Origin of the sequence: Winogradskyella sp. SYSU M77433, from assembly GCF_029911945.1 — a bacterium.
GTDB lineage: Bacteria > Bacteroidota > Bacteroidia > Flavobacteriales > Flavobacteriaceae > Winogradskyella.
The window spans coordinates 89,378-107,945 of sequence record NZ_JARYTG010000008.1; the positions used below are offsets into that span (position 1 = coordinate 89,378).

Annotated in this window: 12 protein-coding genes; 3 read left to right on the plus strand and 9 right to left on the minus strand. The window is 33.2% G+C overall.

Annotation, left to right across the window (positions count from 1 at the left end; translation table 11 throughout):
* Positions 1-363: 363 nt before the first annotated feature.
* On the minus strand, positions 364-996 hold the full coding sequence (locus tag QGM60_RS15415; RefSeq protein ID WP_281141147.1) for a response regulator transcription factor: 633 nt from the start codon (positions 994-996) through the stop codon (positions 364-366).
* Between the two features lie 3 nt (positions 997-999).
* Entirely contained in the window at positions 1,000-3,024 is a 2,025-nt protein-coding gene (locus QGM60_RS15420; RefSeq protein WP_281141148.1) for a sensor histidine kinase, read from the minus strand.
* 229 nt (positions 3,025-3,253) lie between these two features.
* Between QGM60_RS15420 and QGM60_RS15425 the strand changes: the two genes are divergently transcribed.
* Complete coding sequence (locus QGM60_RS15425; protein ID WP_281141149.1) at positions 3,254-4,456, plus strand: retropepsin-like aspartic protease; 1,203 nt, start codon at positions 3,254-3,256, stop codon at positions 4,454-4,456.
* 93 nt (positions 4,457-4,549) lie between these two features.
* Here QGM60_RS15425 and purL read toward each other — a convergent pair whose 3' ends face one another.
* The 3 genes from purL to QGM60_RS15440 all read right to left on the minus strand — a co-directional run bounded on the left by purL (position 4,550) and on the right by QGM60_RS15440 (position 11,425).
* Entirely contained in the window at positions 4,550-8,212 is a 3,663-nt protein-coding gene (gene purL / locus QGM60_RS15430; RefSeq protein WP_281141150.1) for a phosphoribosylformylglycinamidine synthase, read from the minus strand.
* A 161-nt stretch (positions 8,213-8,373) separates the two neighbouring features.
* Positions 8,374-10,200, minus strand: a complete 1,827-nt coding sequence (locus QGM60_RS15435) for an endonuclease (protein WP_281141151.1) — start codon at positions 10,198-10,200, stop codon at positions 8,374-8,376.
* A 10-nt stretch (positions 10,201-10,210) separates the two neighbouring features.
* Positions 10,211-11,425, minus strand: coding sequence for a methyltransferase domain-containing protein (locus tag QGM60_RS15440; protein ID WP_281141152.1), 1,215 nt, complete (start codon positions 11,423-11,425; stop codon positions 10,211-10,213).
* 104 nt (positions 11,426-11,529) lie between these two features.
* Here QGM60_RS15440 and QGM60_RS15445 point away from each other — a divergent pair, with 104 nt between their 5' ends.
* Positions 11,530-12,636 carry an oxidoreductase gene (locus QGM60_RS15445; RefSeq protein ID WP_281141153.1) on the plus strand — a complete coding sequence of 369 codons (1,107 nt, stop codon included), beginning with the start codon at positions 11,530-11,532 and terminating at the stop codon, positions 12,634-12,636.
* A 112-nt stretch (positions 12,637-12,748) separates the two neighbouring features.
* Here QGM60_RS15445 and QGM60_RS15450 read toward each other — a convergent pair whose 3' ends face one another.
* From QGM60_RS15450 to QGM60_RS15460, 3 genes are all read right to left on the minus strand, one after another.
* The gene (locus tag QGM60_RS15450; RefSeq protein WP_281141154.1) at positions 12,749-13,198 is read right to left on the minus strand and encodes a sensor of ECF-type sigma factor; all 450 of its coding nucleotides are present in this window, start codon (positions 13,196-13,198) and stop codon (positions 12,749-12,751) included.
* A gap of 7 nt (positions 13,199-13,205) precedes the next feature.
* A complete protein-coding gene (locus tag QGM60_RS15455; protein ID WP_281141155.1) occupies positions 13,206-13,712 on the minus strand; it encodes a hypothetical protein in 507 nt (168 codons plus the stop codon).
* Between the two features lie 70 nt (positions 13,713-13,782).
* On the minus strand, positions 13,783-14,325 hold the full coding sequence (locus QGM60_RS15460; RefSeq protein ID WP_281141156.1) for an RNA polymerase sigma factor: 543 nt from the start codon (positions 14,323-14,325) through the stop codon (positions 13,783-13,785).
* A 383-nt stretch (positions 14,326-14,708) separates the two neighbouring features.
* On the opposite strand from QGM60_RS15460, the gene QGM60_RS15465 reads away from it, so the two are divergent.
* Positions 14,709-16,742 carry a hypothetical protein gene (locus tag QGM60_RS15465; RefSeq protein WP_281141157.1) on the plus strand — a complete coding sequence of 678 codons (2,034 nt, stop codon included), beginning with the start codon at positions 14,709-14,711 and terminating at the stop codon, positions 16,740-16,742.
* Here the strand turns inward: QGM60_RS15465 and QGM60_RS15470 are convergent, their stop codons facing one another.
* The gene (locus QGM60_RS15470) at positions 16,743-18,566 is read right to left on the minus strand and encodes an ABC transporter ATP-binding protein (RefSeq protein ID WP_281141158.1); all 1,824 of its coding nucleotides are present in this window, start codon (positions 18,564-18,566) and stop codon (positions 16,743-16,745) included.
* Positions 18,567-18,568 lie beyond the last annotated feature (2 nt).

Sequence of the window (18,568 nt, forward strand, 5' to 3'; positions counted from 1 at the left end):
GTTTGGGTGTATTAAACTGAGCTAAAAAAGCATTAGCATTAGCAGCTTTTATAGTTATATTGTTTTCAAGAAGATGGTCTATATACGTTGGTCTGCATTTAACTATAATATAAGAAGACTTTAATTCTAGAGGGCTAACAAACGGTTTATGACAGGTTATGTTATTTTCTTCTGAATATAAAATATAACTAAACCCGTCGGGTTGCAATTGATGATAGTCTTTATTACTTAGGCTTATATAATAGACATCGACAACCCAATAGTTAATAGGTAAATTATATTTGTGTTTTGTGATAATAGGATGCTATAATTTTATAGTCTTTCAAAATTATAACCTATTGTTAAGTAGTGAAATACGTAGGATTACGTATTAAAGATATTAGGATTTTGTTTTAACCAGACAAAAAGAGCATTTTGGTTGGTTGTATCTATCTCTAGTTTTTTTATAATGTTACTTCTGTGCTTTTCTACTGTGCGTTTAGAAATAAAAAGTTCTTCGGCAATTTGAGTGCTGTTGAGGTTTTTTTCTAAGTATTTCAAAATTTTTATTTCAGTAGCGGTTAGTTGGTCTATAGATGTATTGGTTCTACTGTCAAAATGGATGCTGCTTTTTAGTTTTTTGCCTATATAAGTATGGCCTTTTTTTATGATTTCTAGGCATTGTTCTAATTCTTCTAAAGCACTGTCTTTAGTTATATAACCATGAATAGTTTTGCCAACTTCGTTTAGCAGCGACTCTTGTTTGTGTAGGGTTAAAATGATAACCTTGGTTTGTATCTGATTGCGCTGAATTTCTTGAGCGACTTCCAAACCGTTTAGTTTGGGCATGTCAAAATCAAGTATAGCAATATCAGGTTTATGGTTTATAATTTTGTTGTACGCTGTATTTCCGTCAGTTGCCGTATCAATAACTTTAAACCATTTTTTTTCTAAAAATTCTTTAGTTCCATTAAGCAGTAACGGGTGGTCATCTGCAATAATAATAGTTGTTGACATATGTTAGTGTTTAGGGACTTTAATCTGTACAGTTGTACCTTTTCCTTTGGTTGAATTGATGCTTAATTGCGCACCAATAATTTGGGCACGTTCTTTAAGTGTTTTTAAACCTAGACTATCTAAAATTTCGTTGTTTTCAGACACGTCAAACCCAATACCATTATCTTTTACTTGAAATAAGACAGAATCATTGCTGTCTTCTACCAAGATGTTACAGGCTTTTGCTTTAGAATGTTTTTCAACATTGTTTAAGCATTCTTGAATCATCCTAAATATAAAAATCTCTTTATCTTTTGAAATATTTAGGTGCTCTACATCAATGTCTTCAGAATAGAAAATATCCGAATTTTTCTGAAAGGTTTCAACTGTATTTTTTATAGATGCTATTAGACCTAATTTTTCAAACTGAAATGGATGTAAGCTTTGGGAAATACTTCTTACTTCGTCTATGGTATCATCAATAATTTTAGTATCCTGATTTTGATCGTTATTAAGAAAAACTTTATTTTTTATAAGTAATAGGCTTTGGCCAACACTATCATGCAACTCGCTAGAAATGCGTTTGCGTTCGGTTTCTACATTTCTAATTAAATCTTGAGCAAAGGTTTCTTGCAGTTGTGCTTTTTTTTGTGAGAATCTTCGAGAGCGCCATAAAAAGATGATACTAAAAAGAGCTATTAGTGCCAAACCACCAAACCATAGGGTTTGTTTTTTGCGTTTATTCTGTTCGTCTAATAAGGTTATTTTACTGTTTTGTAATGTTATTTTTTGGTCGCGTTTTTCGGTTTCGTATAAGGTTTGGTAATAGGCAAGCGCTTTTGTTTTTTGTACCGATTTTATAGAGTCTATAATATGTTGAGAAGCTTTAAAATGCGCTAATGCTTGTGATGGTTTATTTATTGCTTCATACACCTGACTTAAAAAGGCTTCTGCTTTTTGAATGTCGTTAATATCGTTTGTCTCCTTAAGTATAGTTAGATGCTTGATACCTAAAGCTTCTGCCTTTTGATATTGTTTATTGGCATAGGCTAATTTTTTTAACGCATTATAATAATTTGGTGTGTATATGCCTTCTGTATTACGGGTGTCTTTTTCTATTTCTTTTAGATGAAAATTTGCTTTATCTAAGCTGTCATTTTCCGCATAGGCAACAACTAATTCATTAAGTAAGATAGGTTTAAAATAATCAACATAATTAGATTTTTTATTAGCTTCTAAGGCCTTGTGTAAATTCTTAATACGTTGTGTTTGTAAATTTTGCTTTTTATTATCTGTAGCTTCATTTACATAAAGTGGAATAAGTTGTCCGTAGCTTTTTGTTATCTCAGCAAGAGCAATGGTTTCGGTTCGTTCTTGCTGCGCTTCTTCTAAAAAGCCATTTGCGCTATATAGTAAAGACAAAGCGTTTTTGGCAGCTATAATATTAAAGGTGTCTTTTTCTTGAATAAAAACCTCAGAAGCTTGTTTTAAGGTTTGTGATGCTAATACAAATTTTCCTTCGTCAGAATAGGCGTAGCCTTTGTACAAAACTGCAAATCCCTTTACGCGGTTGTCCTTAGCTTTTTCTGCATAAGTAATGGCTTTGTCATAATGTGCCATAGCAGAATCTACTTGTTGTGTAAAGTAATAACTATCGCCAGAATCTATATATAAACTCGCTAAATTTCTGGCATTAATATTATTTTTTAGAGTTTTAAAATAGGTGTTGAAAATAGTAATACCTGTTTTAGGTTTTCCTAAAAAATTATTGTGATAATTAATAAGGTTTGTAGTGTTGTATGCAGCCAGATTAAAAGAGTCTAGCTTTATAGCAAGATCTATAGTGGTACGCGCAATAGAGTCGTAAGGAAAATTAGGTTTATCTCTAACAACCGATGTTAAGCTATCTAAAAGAAATAACTTTTTAGCATTGTCATTTTCAGATTGTATTTCAGTTTTTAGTTGATTTACAAGTGTATGTAAATCGGAATTTTGTGCATTTACAGATAAAATAAATAGTAGAGAAAATACAAGTGAAAATTGTTTCATTTGGGGTGATTTTCTCTACTAATGTAGTTAAAAAAAATGACTACCTATTCTCAATTCATTTTTTGGTATTAGCAAAAGTTACAACCCAAGGCAGAACCTCGTCTTGCATGTTGTTTGGGTAGTATGCCCAGTTCCAAGTAATATAAAGTGTTTCCCTAATATTTCGTTGTCATTGATAGAATAAAACGAGGTTTTTTCCTACCTTTCTCTTTATTAAAATTATCTCAATATGAAAAAAATTCTGTGTGTTCTTACTATTTGTTTGACGCTTGTTGGCTTTGCCCAAAAAAAGCCTTCTAATATCAATCATGGACAAATTTCCCAAAAACATTATCACGACACAATCGCATACAATATGTTTAAAGATAAAATGTTGGTGCCTGTCATTATTGAAGGGAAATCTTATACCTTTTTGTTTGATACAGGAGCACCCTTTTCTGTATCAAAAGCTCTTTATCAAGAGTTCAAGTCTTCTATTATTGGTGCCATAGACGTGCATGATGCATCAGGAAATGTAGCTGCCATTAATATTATTTCTTTGCCCAAGTTACAGTTAGGAAACTTAATTTTTGAAGATACTCCAGGGTTTTTATTGCAACAAAATGCAGAGGTTTATTTCCAATGTATGGGAATTGATGGTATTATTGGGAGCAATATGTTGCGCAATTCTGTGTTACAAATAGATGATCAAAAGAAACATATTATTATAACAGACAAGGCCAAGAACCTAGAAATAAATACGGAGTTTTATTCAACAATGGAACTTTCCAAAACACAAAGTAATCCATTTATTCATATTAAATTAGAGAAGGGTAAAGCTAGTGCTTCAGATCGGGTATTATTTGATACTGGAGCCGATGACTTCTACGCTATGTCTAGGAAGGCTTATCAGTATTTTGAAGAAAAAACAGATGTGTTGGATGTTCTGGCTAAAGCAGATGGAGCTAATAGTTGGGGAATGCATGGATTTGCCGAAAAAGATGAACAATTAATACTCGAAGTCCCCCTATTAACTATTAATACAGAGGTGTTTAAAGATGTTCTTGTAAATACTACCACCAGCAACGAGTCACGGTTTGGAGCCAAAGTATTGTCTTTTGGAAAAGTGACGTTGGATTATAACAAGCAGCGTTTTTATTTCGATCCCTATGATTTGGTAGATATAAAAGCCGTTGTAAAACCTCCATTTCTAGTGGAGCCAACTATGAAAGACGAACAATTGGTAGTGGGTATTGTTTGGGATGAAACACTTAGGGAGCAAGTAAAATTAGGAGATCACATCTTGAAAGTCAATGAATTTTCCTATGAAGATAAAAATTTCTGTGAATTTGTACTACATCAGAATGATGATATAGATGATGAACTAGTAATGACCCTAAAAGATGTGGATTCTGGAGAAATTAAAACTGTAACAGTAGGTAGGTTAAAATAATCCACTTTTATATTAAGCAATAAATTTTGTAGATAAAGAAAGAAACCCCGATATAAATTTATATCGGGGTTTTGTTATTATATTTAAATCAAATTAAACCTTTTCTATCCACTCTCTAGCATTAACAAAAGCTTCAACCCATGGAGAAACTTCGTCCTGTTTGTTACTAGGATAGTTAGCCCAATTCCACTGGAAAATAGATCGTTCAATATGCGGCATGGTTACCAAATGTCTCCCCGTTTTATCACACATCATAGCCGTATTATAATCTGAACCGTTAGGATTATGTGGGTATTCAGCATAAGCATATTTCCCTACAATATCGTATTGGTTTTCATCCTTAGGTAAATTGAATTTTCCTTCACCATGACTAATCCAAACACCAAGCGTACTTCCGGCTAAAGACGATAACATAACAGAGTTATTCTCTTGAATTTTCACAGAAGTAAAAGCACTCTCATGCTTATGTGAATCGTTATGAACCATTTTGCCATGAATATCATGATCTGGATTGATGAGGTCTAATTCCATCCATAGTTGGCAACCGTTACAAATTCCAACAGATAAGGTGTCTTCTCTTTCAAAAAAGTTCTTGATGACTTTATTTGCTGTTTCATTATATTTTATAGCACCAGCCCAACCTTTAGCAGATCCTAAAACATCAGAGTTTGAGAAACCACCAACGGCACCAAGGAATTGAATGTCTTCTAAAGTTTCACGACCAGAAATTAAATCGGTCATATGAACATCTTTAACATCAAAACCAGCTAGGTACATAGCGTTTGCCATTTCACGTTCAGAATTACTTCCTTTTTCACGTAAGATAGCAGCTTTAGGTCTAGGTTTACTTGAATCTGTTTTTGGAAGTTTTCCAGTGAATTGTTTCGGAAATTCGAAATGTAAAGGTTGATTTTTGTAATTATCAAAACGTGTTTTAGCTAAACCATTAGCGGTTTGCTTTTGGTCGAGTAGGAAAGAAGTTTTGTACCACATGTCTCTCAATCTCGAAATGGTCATAGTAAAGACTTCATTACTATTGATGATGCTAAGCACATCACTTTTCATAACCTTACCAATATTGTGGAAATCAATTTTAGCATCAGATAATACGGTTTCGATACTTTTATCTTTAGCCTGAATTACAATTCCTGAGTTTTCAGCAAAAAGTATTTTGAAAGAATCTTTTTCAGCTAAAGCGGTTAAATCTAATTCTGCACCAATAGTATTATCAGCAAAACAAAGTTCTAAAAGTGTAGTAATTAAACCACCTGAAGCGACATCGTGTCCAGCGACAATTTTACCATCTAATATTAATTGTTGAATGGTATTGAAAACCGTTTTTACATAATCAGCACTTTTAACTGTTGGAGCTTCGTTACCAATTTTATTGACTACTTGTGCAAAAGAACTTCCACCTAGTTTAAAGTTGTCTTGAGATAAGTTGATATAGTAAATATCACCTTCGTTCTTTTGGAACACAGGTTCAACAACTTTGTTAATATCAATACAGTTTGCAGCAGCTGAAATTATAACTGTACCTGGAGAAATAACATCACCATCAGGATATTTTTGCTTCATAGAAAGCGAATCTTTTCCTGTTGGTACGTTAATCCCTAAATCAATAGCAAATTCTGAAACCGCCTTTACAGCTTCGTACAAACGTGCATCTTCACCTTCATTTTTACAAGGCCACATCCAGTTTGCAGAAAGTGAAACATTCTTCAAGCCATCTTTTAAAGGAGCCCAAATAATGTTAGTTAATGCTTCTGTAATAGAGTTGCGGCTACCAGCCACAGGATCTATCAATCCCGAAATAGGTGAGTGGCCAATTGAGGTGGCAATGCCTTCTTTACCTTTATAATCTAATGCCATTACACCAACATTGTTTAATGGCAACTGTAATGGTCCTGCACACTGTTGCTTGGCAACTTTACCACCAACACAACGGTCTACTTTATTGGTTAGCCAATCTTTACAGGCAACTGCTTCGAGCTGTAAAACTTGGTCTAAATAATCGTAAAAATTATCTCTGTTGTAAAATACATCACTGTAGTTTTTTTCAACCGTATGATCTGTCATTATAGTTTTTGGAGAGCTGCCAAACATATCTTCCAGAGCCAAATCCATTGGCTTGTCTCCATTGGTTTCAGACTCAAATGTAAAACGGTGTTTTCCGGTAACTTCACCAACATCATAGATAGGTGAACGTTCTCTGTCTGCAATTTTATGAAGAACTTCTAAATGCTTATCACCAATCACTAGTCCCATACGTTCTTGAGACTCATTACCAATAATTTCTTTTGAAGAAAGCGTTGGATCACCCACAGGTAATTTGTCTAAATCGATTTTTCCACCAGTATCTTCAACAAGTTCAGATAAACAGTTTAGATGACCACCAGCACCATGATCGTGAATGGAGACAATATGGTTTTCATCACTTTCTACCATACCACGAACAGCATTGGCAGCACGTTTTTGCATTTCTGGGTTAGAACGCTGAACGGCATTTAGCTCGATACCAGAATCGAATTCACCAGTATCAGCAGAAGATACAGCAGCACCTCCCATACCAATTCTATAATTGTCACCACCAAGAATTACGATTTTGTCACCTGCTTTTGGTATGTCTTTTATGGCTTGGTCTGCTTTGCCGTAACCAATACCACCAGCTTGCATAATCACTTTGTCGTAACCAATCTTATCATTATTTTCTTGATGTTCGAAGGTTAAAACAGAACCACAAATTAATGGTTGACCGAATTTATTTCCGAAATCTGAAGCTCCATTAGAAGCTTTAATTAGAATATCCATAGGAGTTTGGTACAACCATTTACGTTCAGGAAATGCCTTTTCCCAAGGCCGTTCTTCTTCTAAACGTGAATATGATGTCATGTAAACAGCCGTTCCTGCTAAAGGAATAGAACCTTTACCTCCAGCAAGTCTATCTCTTATTTCACCACCAGAACCCGTTGCAGCACCATTAAAAGGCTCTACAGTTGTTGGGAAATTATGGGTTTCTGCTTTTAATGAAATTACAGATTCAAAATCTTTAGTTTGGTAATATTCAGGAACATCAGCACGTTTTGGAGCAAACTGCTCTACAACAGGACCTTTTATAAACGCTACATTGTCTTTGTATGCGGAAACAATATCATTAGGATTTTGTTTTGATGTTTCCTTAATCATTTTGAATAACGACGTCGGTTTCTCTTCTCCATCGATAACAAACGTTCCGTTGAAAATTTTATGACGACAGTGTTCTGAGTTCACTTGTGAGAATCCAAATACTTCAGAGTCTGTTAGAGGTCGTTCAATTTTTTTAGAAACACCTTCTAGGTATTCAATTTCTTCATCACTTAGCGATAAACCTTCCTGTTGGTTGTATGCCGAAATGTCTTCAATATCAAGAATTGCTTCAGGTTGAATATTTATGGTGAAGATGTCTTGATTTAAGCTTGAAAATTTTTCAGAAATCATTGGGTCGTACCCTTTGAAATCTTCTGAAACTGATGTGAATTCCTCAATACGTAAAATGCCAGAAATCCCCATATTTTGAGTGATTTCTACAGCATTGGTACTCCAAGGAGTAATCATTGCGGCTCTTGGGCCAACAAAAAAAGCATCTAGAGATGCTTGTTCTATTTTTGGCTGGTCGCCAAATAACCATGTCAATTTTGAAATGGTTTCAGTTGATAATTCTTTTGTGGCTTGAACAGCGAAAACTTTGCTGTTTTGGTTTCCAAAGAAATGAATCATTAGAGTGTTGTGTTTGGTGTGAAAAATAAAAACACAAAGTTAATTCATTTTAAAATAATGAGACTATAAAAAAGAATTCAATTAGTAGACTTATTCAACATGTTTTAAACAAAAAAAGCAGCTCAATTTTGAACTGCTTTTTCAATAATATTAATCTTTGATTAGTTCTTAATCAATTTTTTGCTTACAGATGAATTGTTTTGTGTTAATTTCAAAATATAAACACCAGATTTTAATGTTTGTAAATTGATGCTATCTGAAGAATTGATTTGAGTTTTTAAAACTCTTTTTCCTAAGATACTATAGATTTCTACTAAAGTTTCTTCAGTAGAATTTAGCTCAATATTTAAATTTGATTTTACAGGGTTTGGGTAGATTGTAGTATTATCAAAAGTATTATCTACCAAGCTTAATGAAGAATAGCATGTCCAAGATAAATCATCAATACCAACTCTTGCATCACCAGAATTATTGTCAACAATCTCAACAGTTATTGAACCTTCAATATTTATGTCACTTATTGTTGTAGTTTGTTGAGTGTCGCTGTATGGAATTGTTCCTGCCAAACTTCCATTTACTAGAACATCCAAATTTCCATCAGTTCCTGAGAAAATTCTTTGAGTTGTAACAGTAAGGTTCCCAATACCACCACTTACAGTAGGTGAAGTTAAAATACCTGAGTCAGAACTACCTCTATAATCTATGAGTATGGCTCTGTTGTTAATGGTTTGGTCAGTTCTTGCTTCGGTAGCATTCCATGTACCGTTTGTACCTGTCCAAGTTCTATTTGTATACTGTGAGCTATTTGCAGGAATATTTTCAAAATCCTCAACAACACAATCACTTCCTGGTGTACCTGTTTCAGTTGTTGTACCATTTACAGAATTACTTTGAGTTGATTCATTTCCTGCAGTATCAACAGCAATAACATAAAATGAATATGTAGTTTCTGGAGTTAGGTTAATAACATTTGCAGTATTTATAGTTACGTTAGTATTAAAAACACCATCTACATAAACATCATAAGAAACCACTCCTACATTGTCTGTTGAAGCTGTCCAGCTAAGGTTTATAGATGTTGAAGCTTCATTAGTTACAACTAAATTTGTTGGAGCTGTAGGAGCTTCAGTGTCTTGTGTAGATACCCATATGTCGTTTACCCAACTAGGATTATCTATAAATGGATTTCTATTACCTTGGTGATTGTAGTAAATGTTATTGTTGCGATCTATTTCTTTTTGCGATACAGGATCATTTTGATGCCATGTTAAAAGAATATTCAAAAATGGGTCATCTAGTACTTTATCAGAACTTCCGTCAAACATTGGGTAACTTCCCCAATTACTGATTTGATCTTCGTATCGTGTTACAAAATAGAAATAAATACGAGCAATATCTCCTTTAAACTCATCTATAGGTTCAAAAACTGTGTTACTATAACCTGCAGAATAACCACTGTTAAGGTTACCTCCAAGTTTAGAACCATTTTGAGTTGGATTAGAAATACCACTTTGGTTTACTAATTGACTATCATCAACCACTCCAAAAGGATAATTACTTCTAAAACCATTAACACGGCCATCTGTAGGTAAAAGGTGGTGCGCATCGCTTCGCATTGGTAAGTTTTGACTAAAAACAGATTGAGGAATAACGTGTTCTTTGTTATAACAATCTCCTTCACCACTATAATTTCCACATTCATCACTAACTGGAGAAAATGTGTATGGATCAGATCCAGAAGGATTTTCTGAATAAGGATCTAAAATGGTGTTACTTCCAGTTTCGTAGTAGTTGTCTAAATCATAAGACGCTATAAAACCATCCATTGCATCATAACCTTGGTCGTTATGATTATCTATGATATTGTGAAGTTGTGTCTTTAATGTGTAACCAGTTCCTGTTGCACTATCATAATATCCTGAAGGAATTTGGGCAAATGCTAAGGTTGAAAAAACTAGAGTGATTAATAAAGTGTAGAATTGTTTCATTTATTTGGGTTTATTTTTTCTTTTCTAATAATGCCATGTAAAATCCGTCAAAACCAGATTTATAGGCTAATATTTTATTGTCTTTTACAAAAGTAAAGTCTTTTCCGGCTTCGGATGTTAAGAATTTATCAATTTGATTTTGATTCTCTGAAGGCAATACAGAACATGTGGCATAAACCATTTTTCCACCAGGTTTAACCATTTTTGAGTACTGCTCTAAGATCTCTTCTTGAGTTTTCTTGATATTATCGACAAACTCTGGTTGTAATTTCCATTTAGAATCTGGATTTCTACGTAAAACACCTAAACCAGAACATGGAGCATCAATCAGTAGACGGTCGGCTTTGCCATAAAGTTTTTTTATAGGTTTTGTAGAGTCAATGACTTTCATTTCTATATTATGAACACCATTGCGACGTGCTCTAACTTTAAGCTTTTTTAGTTTACTCTCATAGATATCCATAGCAATGACTTGGCCTTTGTTCTCTAAGAGTGACGCTAAATGCAAGGTTTTTCCACCTGCACCAGCACAAGAATCAACAACTTTCATTCCTGGTTTTACATCTAAAAAATCGGCTACTAATTGCGATGACGCATCTTGAACCTCAAACCAGCCTTCCTTAAAAGCCTCAGTCATAAAAACGTTAGCGCGTTCTTTTAGTTTTAAAGCATAGGGATAATCAGGAATGAATTCCGTCTCAATATTTTCGGATTGTAATTTGAGTTGTAAATCTTGCTTAGTTGTTTTAAGCGTGTTAACTCTAAGAATAACGTCTGCCTGTTCATTTTGCATCGCTAATTCTTTAGTCCATACGTCAGCGCCTAATTCTTTTTCACCTAATTCATCAATCCAATCTGGAATAGACTCTCGGTATTTTCTAATTTTAGACAATTCATCAAAACGTCCTTTTATTTTACGTGTTGGAGTATCCGTAAAATATTTCCAGTCTGGAAGTTTAATGCCTTTAAGTGTTGCCCAAACTGCAAAGATTCTCCATAGGTTATCTCTGTCAAACGGAGCTTTTACATCAGCAATTTCAGCATAAAGTCTTTTGTAGCGAACGATTTCATAAACCGTTTCGGCAACAAAACCTCTATCTCTGCTTCCCCAACGCTTATCGCGTTTTAGCAATTGTTGTATAACTTTATCAGCATATTCACCTTCATTGAAAATTTTGTGTAAACCATCAATAACCGCAAAGCATAAATTTCTATGTAGTCGCATTTCAAAAAATTAAAGCATGCAAAGGTACATTTTAATGTTCATTTGTAGCAAAGTTTGTGATTTTATTGAATATGCTTTTCTATTTTTAGAGAAAATTGAAAATCATGAGATTCATCTTATTTTGCTTTGTGATGATTGGGTTTTATTCATGTAAATCTGAAAAAACAGTTAGATCTAGAAATTTTTCAAAAGTTGAAATAGAACCTTTGTTACAGGATTCTTTTTTGAATATTAGAGCCTTGAAAGTGTCAAATAATCGTGTTTGGTTTGCAGGATCAGATGGGTATTATGGAAATTGGGATTTAAAGGATATAAATCCTGAAATAGATCTATCAGATATTTTTAAAAAGTATGAAAGTATATCTCATAATTATCAAGGACATATGTCTAGAAATATGAACAGTGACTCAACAGGATATGAGTTGAGGGCTATAGCCAAAACAGATGATGGTTTTTTCACTATAACTGCAGGTAGTCCATCAGTATTTACTAGATATAAGGCTAATGATAGAAATATTGTTTACAAAGAATCACATCCCAAAGCCTTTTACGATTCTATGGACTTTTGGAACGATAAAGAAGGTATTGCTATTGGTGACCCAACGGATGATTGTATGAGTGTGATTATTACAAGAGATGGAGGTGAAACATGGACAAAATTATCCTGCGATGAGTTACCAAAAGTCAGAGATGGAGAAGCTGCTTTTGCGGCAAGTGATACTAATATCTCCATAATAGGTGAGCATACTTGGGTAGCCACAGGAGGTAAAGCAAGTAGAATTTTATATTCGCCAGATAAAGGAAAAACATGGGAAATTTATGATACTCCAATAATACAAGGTGCAGCAACTACAGGAATGTATTCCATCGATTTTTATGATGAAAAGCATGGTTTTGCAATAGGTGGAGATTACACCAAGCCTAATGATACACTAAATAATAAAATTAGAACAATTGATGGTGGTAAAACTTGGGAAGTTGTAGCTCAAGGAAAAGGACCTGGCTATAGAAGTTGTGTACAGTATGTGCCAAATAGTAATGCAAAAGGACTAGTAGCTGTCGGCTTTAAAGGTATTGATTACAGTAAGGATTCTGGAGATACATGGAAACATCTTAGCGATGAAGGTTTTTATACGATAAGGTTTCTTAATGATTCTATAGCCTATGCAGCAGGAAAGGGTAGAATTAGCAAATTGACGTTTAGCAAATAATGACTGCACAAAAAACATCAACACTTTGTCATTCTGAACTTGTCTCAGAATCTTATTGACTTGTGATATTATATTTGTAAACTGCTAGTTTTGCATCTATGAAGTCTTGTAGTTATCTTCGGTTTCGCTTATCTCTAAACTCTTTAAGTCTATCCAAAAGTTTTCTGTTAAACTCGTCTTCAGCAGCTTTTAATTTAATAATCTTTTTTGCTGAAATTACAGATTTAAGATCTGTAACCAGTTTCAATTTGGCAGTATGCATATCGCTCTCTGCTTTCATTAATTTTTTCAAAAGTTCGTCAGCTTCCTTATCTGATAAATCAGGATTTCTGCGCAATTGCATTTTTATAGATCTAAGCTCTTGAGATCTTATTTTATCTGTTGTTTCTTCAAATTCATTATAAATAGGCCAAAATCCTTGAGCTTCTTCAGACGTAAGGCTTAACTGTTCTGTAATGAAAGCAACTTTCTGAGCTTTTATACGCTCTTTTATAATGCCATTGCGTTGTGCGAAACTCGAAAAGCTAATAAATAGTAGCAGTAATGGGATTAATTTTTTCATTTTCAATTTATTCTAAAATGTTTTCAATGTCTGAATTCTCTAGGAGATAAGACTCTAAATTTTCTTCTTCGTAATAACTTTCAATAATTGTGAAGTCCTCTTCTAAAACTTCAGCATCGTATAAAAGTTGAGCAAGTTCATAGCTATTTAGACTTCTGTTTTCAAGATAGCTTTCTACCATATCAACTGAAATTTCTTCTTCACTTTCACTGTTGTTATTAAAAAATATGGCAACTAATAAAATTAAAGAGGCAGCTATTCCGGCAACATAGAAAAAGGTCTTTCTTGTTTTTAAGCTAAATACCGGCTTGTCTTCATTCTTTAGCTTGTTTAAAATATCATTTTCAACAGTATTGAAATAATCTTTAGGAACAGTAAAGCCAGTCTCTTCAATATCTTTAAGAGCTGTTTTTGATTCTAAATTTTCAAAAAAAACATTTTCAAAATCTTCAAAATAATTATCAGGTGTTTTAAAACCTGTAGACTTTATGTTATATAATTTGTCCTTTTTCATTTTATGCTGAACTTGGTTCAGTTTTTTTAATTTTCTATCTATACGTATGACCTTAAATTAATGAATTGGTTTAATTTGAGGTTAAAAAAGCTTCTATTTTTTTTACTGCAATATGATAAGAAGCTTTCAGAGCTCCTTCACTGGTATCTAAAATTTCAGCCATTTCTTTATACTTGATATCTTCAAAATATTTCATGTTAAATACCAATTGTTGTTTTTGTGGCAATGTAGCAATGGCTTGTTGTAATTTTAATTGAATTTCATCACCTTCAAAATAATCGTCAGCTTTTAAGTTATTAATGGCGTTGGATTGATGTTCTTTGTTAGTTATTTTCAAACGCTTTGTGTTTTTGTTTAAATGCGTTATAGATTCATTGGTAGCAATCCTGTACAACCATGAAAATAATTTACTTTCACCCTTAAACTTATCAATATTTCGATATACTTTGATAAAAGTATTTTGAAGTACGTCGTCTGCATCATCATGGCTAATTACAATTTTTCTAATATGCCAATATAAGCGCTCCTTATAGAGTTGTAATAATTCTCTAAAAGCAGCTTCTTTTGACTTAGGGTCTTGTAAACGTAATATGAATTCAGACTCGTTATTCAAGTAATTTTCTTTAATAGTAAGACAGGTGAAATTACCAAAAGTTTAAATGAAAATTAAGCGAAAAACGGAATTGGTTTTAATTGACTGTAAATCAAATATTTAAAATATGTAAATTCGATTAAAAGCATAAAATATCGATTAAATGCATTTTTTTCTTGTTTAAAAGAAATATTTGTTCTATGTTTGACCCAGCTTAACCTATGAACGGTTACCAGTTCCCCAAATCTGGTAACATTTGGAAAAGGATGTATGCCTTATACATCCTTTTTTTATTTCTTAATCTTTTATTCCTCTGATTTTTTGGTTGTTATATCGTTTTACTTTTCTAAAGGTAAGTTATTTTATTATTTTTAAATATTATCTTTTAATAAGTTCTTAATAAAATGAAGCATATTTCCCTAATGATTGTGTTCTTATTTCCAATTTTCGTTTTAAGTCAGGTTGGAGTAGGAACAACAAATCCAGATGAATCGTCAATGTTAGATATTTCCTCTTCTGATAAAGGTGTTTTAGTACCTCGTTTAAGTTTAAATGATGTTACAAATTTATCAAGCCCAATAAACTCTCCTGCTACAGGTTTATTAGTTTGGAATACTAATGCTTCTGTGACTGGAGGCAATGGTGTTGGTTTTTACTTTTTTAATGGCGCGCAATGGATACCTATTCAACAGACATTAAATAACGATGCAGACTTTTACTTAGAAAATACCACTAATGTTCCGACAGATATTACAGATGATATTTATACTCAGGGTAACCTTGCTATAGGAAAGAATACAGCTGATTATAATTTGGATATAAGTGAAATTAATGATACTAGAACTATAAACCTGTTCAATGGTGCAACGAGTGGAGTGACGTCAGGAATCTATAATGAGATTTCAGGAAATATGGCTAATACTGATTTGCAACGAGGGCTCTTTAACTTATTAGGGGGAACAGGAAATAATCCTCATTATGGTGTGTATAACAACTTATTAGGTACTGGTTCTGGTTCTAAATATGGTAGTTATAATATATTCTCCGGAACAGGAACTGGAGCAATTACTGGGATATACAATGATGTTACAAGTACAGGTGGTGCAGCCCACTATGGGTTGCATAATAATTTTGATGGTTCATCCTTTGATGAAAGAGGTGTGTACAACAATTTTGAGCAGTCTGACTCTGCTAATAGATATGGTTTATATAACAGCTTTGATTCATCGAATTCTTTAAGTCCAACAGATTATGGGGTTTTTACTTCTATGGTAGGAGATTCTAATCAGAATCAGTATGGCATTTTTCAATTTATTGGTAATACAGGTACAGGTACCCATTATGGAATAGTAAATCAAATGCAAACAGGTGGTGGACTTAAATTTGGTTTAATCAACGAAATTTCTGTGCCTAATTCTACAGAAGCTAAAGGTGTTCATAATACATTTTCGGCATCAAGTAGTGCAAGTTCAGCAATAGGTAGTCATAATGAATTTAGCGGTGCGGCTTTAGAGATGACAGGTGTGAAAAATGAGTTTTTAGGAACCGAGAGTTTAATGACTAAAGGAGTTGATAACAATTTTTCAGGTACTATTGCAACAAGTGCTAATAATTTTGGCTCGTTTTCAGTATTTGATAATCTAGCTAATGGAAATCAATTTGGTTCGTATAATCAATTTGATTCTTCTTTGGGAACCATGTATGGTATTTCTAATGTGGTGAATGGTGGAGTTCAAGATTTTTATGGACTAAATAATAATGTAACTAGTACAGGAACTGGTAATAAATATGGAGTCAATAATTACTTTGATCCTTCTGCAGGGGGAGTGCATTATGGGATTTATTCTGAAGTTACAAAATCAAATAGTTATTCTGGTTATTTTTTAGGGAGAGTTTCTGTTGGGACTGATGGTACGGATAATTATATATTACCAGAATCTAGAGGTGCAAATGATCAAATAATGCAAACAGATGCATCAGGAAATGTAACTTGGCAAAATAAAAATGATAACTCTTCATTATCCTTGGTTAGAGTTAATGTGTCTGGTATATACACACAAGCTGCTACGGGCTCAGCGTGGGTTAATATATATTTTGATTCTATAGTTTTTGATACCAATGGCGAATTTGATACTGGTAATAATACATTTACTTCAGGAAGTGCTGGTTATTATAGAATAAACGCTGGGTTTCATACTAGTGCTCAAAACAATACAAATTATTATGGAATAGCTGTATATGTAAATGGTAATCTTTATTCTGAATCAACATATAATCATCATAATGTTGGTGATGTTTATAGACAAGTAGATTGTATAGCTTCACTTTCTGCTGGTGATACAGTAGAAATTAGGATTAGAGCAGAAAGTAACTCTGTTGATATAGATGCTTTTACAGGAAAGACTTTCATGGAGATAGAGCAAATCAAACGTAACTAATTACTCAAAACTCTGCATTTCAACAAGCTTCTTGTAAACTCCATTTTTAGCGATAAGTTCGGTGTGTGTGCCTTGTTCTGCTATTTCACCTTTTTGCATTACTACAATTAAATCTGCATTCTGGATAGTAGAAAGTCTGTGGGCTATAACAATAGAGGTTCTGTTTTTCATCATTTTTTCTAAAGCATCTTGCACTAAACGTTCGCTTTCTGTATCTAAAGCGGAAGTGGCTTCATCTAAAATCATGATAGGTGGATTTTTAAGTACAGCACGAGCAATACTTAAGCGCTGCTTTTGTCCTCCTGAAAGTTTACCTCCTGCATCACCTATATTAGTATTGATGCCATTAGGAAGGTCTTTCACAAATTCCCAAGCGTTGGCCACTTTTAAAGCTTCAATGATTTCCGACTCAGTAGCATCTTCTTTACCAATCTTTAGGTTATTGGCGACTGATTCATTAAATAGAATAGAATCTTGGGTAACCAGACCCATAAGGTTTCTTAAAGAGTGTTTTGTTAAACCTTTTATATTGTCACCATCTATAGTGATATCACCTTTATTAACATCATAAAAGCGTGTAACTAAATTGGCTATCGTACTTTTTCCACTTCCAGACTGTCCGACTAATGCAACACTTTTTCCTTTAGGTACTGTAAGCGAAAAGTTTTTAAGTACTAAATCATCTTCGTATTTAAAAGAGATATCATCGATGCTAATTTGTGATGTAAAATCGGTTTTTGTTTTTGCATTTGGTACGTCTGCTAAAGTTGATTCTGTATTTAAGATTTCTAAAACACGTTCTGCAGCAGCGTTACCTTTTTTAACACTGTAGCTGGCTTTACTTATAGCTTTGGCTGGAGTTAGAATGTTATAGGCTAATCCCATATATACTATAAATAAACCAGCTTCTAGATTACCATCGTTTAAAACCATTTGTCCACCATACCACAAAAGTACAGAGATAACAAGAATGCCTAAAAACTCACTAGTAGGAGAAGCTAAATTTTGACGGTGGAGGAGGTTGTTAGAAAATTTATTAAATCGATCAGTGGATTCTTTGAATTTGTCTCCAAATATCTTTTGAGAATTAAACCCTTTTATTACTTTAAGACCTCCTAATGTTTCTTCAATAATAGATAATAATTGGCCTTGTTCACTTTGTACTCTATCTGATCGTTTTTTGAGACTTTTTCCAATCCTTGAAATAATAAATCCTGAAACTGGAATAAAAATGAAGACAAATAAGGTAAGTTTAGCGCTAATTAAAAACATTGTAATTATCGTAAAGAGAATCATCAAAGGTTCTCTTACAATTAATTCTAATATAGAAAGAAATGACGTTTGTATTTCTTGGACATCTGTAGTTATTCTTGCTATAGTGTCACCTTTTCTTTTTTCAGAAAAATAAGCAATTGGTAGGTCTATAACTTTATCGTAAAGTGCATTTCTAATATCCTTTAAAACACCGTTTCTTAAAAAGGTAATAAAGTACATAGCTAAGTAGCTAAATAAATTTTTAAGCAAAAACATACTGACCACTAATACAACCATAAAAATAAGAACATCATCATGGCCTTCATTAGCTTTTTGAGTAACAAAATAGTTTAAGTAGCTCTCTAGATAATCTTTTACTTTGCCAATGCCTTCCCAAGTTGGCTTTGTGTTTATTTGCTTTGTTTTATCAAATAAAACATTAAGCATAGGGAAAAGAGATACCATTGCAAGCGTACCAAATAAAGCGTAAAAAATATTACTTATTATGTTTAAAACTGCAAAGGTTTTATATGGTTTGGCAAAGCCAATAATTTGCTTAAAATAATTCATTT